Raw genomic sequence first — 2495 nt, forward strand, 5'->3', positions numbered from 1 at the left:
CCCACGCGCTGCAGGTCAGCGTGAGCACCAGCGAGGTCGAGCCCGGCACGGGCAAGGTCGTTGACTTCGTGACAGGGCTCTCCGCCATGGTGGAGGCCGACCCCGACACGCAGGCCTTCCAGTACGAACTGCTCCTGGAGTCCAGGCGCAGGCCCGAGCTGCTGCCCCAGGTGCGCAGGCTGTACGACGTCTACTTCGGCGCAACCGAGCGCGAGCTGGAGCGGATGCTGCCCGGCGGCGTGCGCCCCGCCCTGGCCCGCGTGATCTTCGCGGCGCTGGACGGCCTCGTGCTGCACCAGCTCACCCTGGGCGGGCGCGAGTCCACCGAGGCGGCCCTCGACGAGCTGCGCTCCCTGCTGCGCCTGCTCGAAGCCGACCTCGAAGCCGACCGCGAAGGCTGACCGCCGCGCCCACATGCCGCGCCCATATACGGGCGGCCGAAATCCGTACGTCCCCCTTGCCAAACGGATAGCCGCCCCCCACCATGAGATAACTCGTTTGGGATGAAACGAGATTTCCCGCCCCCTGGACAGGTGATCCACGTGGACAGTCACACCGCCAACCACACGGCCGACCCCGGCACAACCCCCCAGGTCGCTCCCGTCGCCGGCAGGCTCAAGCCCAACGCCCTCGGTGTCCTGGGCATCCTGTTCTTCGTCCTGTCGGCGCAGGCGCCGCTGACCGGAGTCGCCGGAGCCGTCCCCATCGCCATCGCCCTGGGCAACGGGCCGGGCGCCCCCGCCGCGTACGCCGCCGCCGGACTGGTGATCCTGCTCTTCTCGGTGGGCTTCGTCGCGATGGGGCGGCACGTGGTGGACGTGGGGGCCTTCTACACCTACATCGGCAAGGGGCTCGGCCGGACCGCCGGCACCGGCAGCGCCGCGGTGGCGCTCTTCGCCTACTGCACGATCCAGGCGGCCATGTACGGGCTGTACGGCGTCATCGTGAGCGGCCTGGTCGCGCAGCACACGGGGCTGGACGCGCCATGGTGGGTGTGGACGCTCGTCACGATGGCGATCGTCCAGGTGCTCGGCTCCTCCGGGATCGAGATCGGGGCGAAGGTGCTGGCCGTCTTCGTGCTGGCGGAGTTCAGCATCCTGCTGGTCTTCGCCCTCGTCATGTTCGTCAAGGGCGGTGGGCCCGAGGGACTCGGCTTCGCGCGGACCTTCTCGCCCGAGGCGGCCCTCCAGGGCGCTCCGGGCGTGGCGGTGATGTTCGCCGTGGCGTCGATGTTCGGCTTCGAGGCCACCGCGATCTACGGTGAGGAGGCGCGGGAGCCGCGCAGGACCGTTCCCCGGGCCACGTACCTGTCCGTGGCCGTCGTCACGGTCTTCTTCGCCTTCACCTCCTGGATGCTGGTCTCCTCCTACGGCGCCTCGAACGCCGCCGCGGCGGCCGGCAAGGCGCTGGAGAGCGGCGACTCCACGTCGTTCGTCTTCGCACCGATCGCCGCCCAGTTCGGGCCCTGGGTCAACGACGTGCTGGCGGTCCTGCTCGCCACCTCGCTGTTCGCCGGCATCCTCGCCTTCCACAACTCCGCGAGCCGCTACCTGTACGCGCTCGGCCGTGAGGGGCTGCTGCCCAGCGGGCTGTGCGCGACCAACCGCCACCACTCGCCCTGGGCCGCGGGCGGCGCCCAGACCGCGCTCTCGGTGCTGCTGGTCGTCCCCTTCGCGCTGGCCGGCGCGGACCCGGTGCTGAGCCTGTTCTCGTGGTTCAGCGGGGTGGCCGTGCTGGGCATGATGCTCCTCTACTTCCTGACCTCGATCTCGGTGATCGTCTTCTTCCGCCGCGAGCGCCTCGACACCCGGCCCTGGAACACCCTGATCGCACCGGCCCTCGGCGCGCTCGGCATCGCGGGCGCCATCTGGCTGATCCTGGCCAACTTCGCCACCCTCATCGGCGGCGACACCGGGACGGCCGTCCGGCTCGCGCTCACCGTCCCGGCGGTGCTGGCCGTGGGGATCGTGGCGGCACGCTCGCTCCGCAGTCGCGCTGACCGCGCCGCACGCTGACGTCCCCCGTACTTCGGAATTCCGGAAACCACCTGAGGAGAGGGATGCTGGACGTCGGCCACGACGAGCTCCTCCGGCGCGCCAGGGCGCTGGACCTGCCGTCGGCGCACCACATCGGCGGGGTGGACGAGCCCGGCGGCGGATCCTCGTTCGCGGCGGTCTCGCCCCGCGACGGCCGGGTTCTGGCCGAGGTTCCGGACGCGGGGGCCGCCGAGGTGGACCTCGCGGTGACCGCCGCGCGCAGGGCGTTCGACTCCGGCCCGTGGCCGCGCCTGGCCCCCGCCGAACGGGGCCGCGTCCTGCTGCGCGTCGCCGAACTGCTGGAGGAACGGCGCGAGGAGTTCGCGCTCACGATCACGTTGGAGATGGGCAAGCCCGTCACCGACGCGTACGAGATCGAGCTGCGCGCCGCGATCGAGACCTTCCGCTGGTACGGCCAGCTCGCGGACAAGCTGACGGACGAGGCGCCCCACACCGCCC

The 2495-nt window shown here is 71.7% G+C and carries 2 protein-coding genes and 1 pseudogene; all 3 read left to right on the forward strand.

All coding sequences use genetic code 11. The features are described from left to right. A pseudogene (locus DAT37_RS12515) lies at positions 1–401 on the forward strand (hypothetical protein); the annotation flags it as partial. Between the two features lie 141 nt (positions 402–542). Beyond that, positions 543–2015: an APC family permease gene (locus DAT37_RS12520; protein WP_232839708.1), complete on the forward strand. Its 1473-nt coding sequence runs from the start codon at positions 543–545 to the stop codon at positions 2013–2015. 44 nt (positions 2016–2059) lie between these two features. Next, positions 2060–2495: aldehyde dehydrogenase family protein (locus DAT37_RS12525; protein ID WP_157978462.1), on the forward strand; the 436-nt coding region annotated here is incomplete at its 3' end.

The sequence above is a fragment of the Nocardia aurea genome (assembly GCF_003123685.1).
In the GTDB taxonomy this organism is placed as follows: Bacteria; Actinomycetota; Actinomycetes; order Mycobacteriales; family Mycobacteriaceae; genus Nocardia; species Nocardia aurea.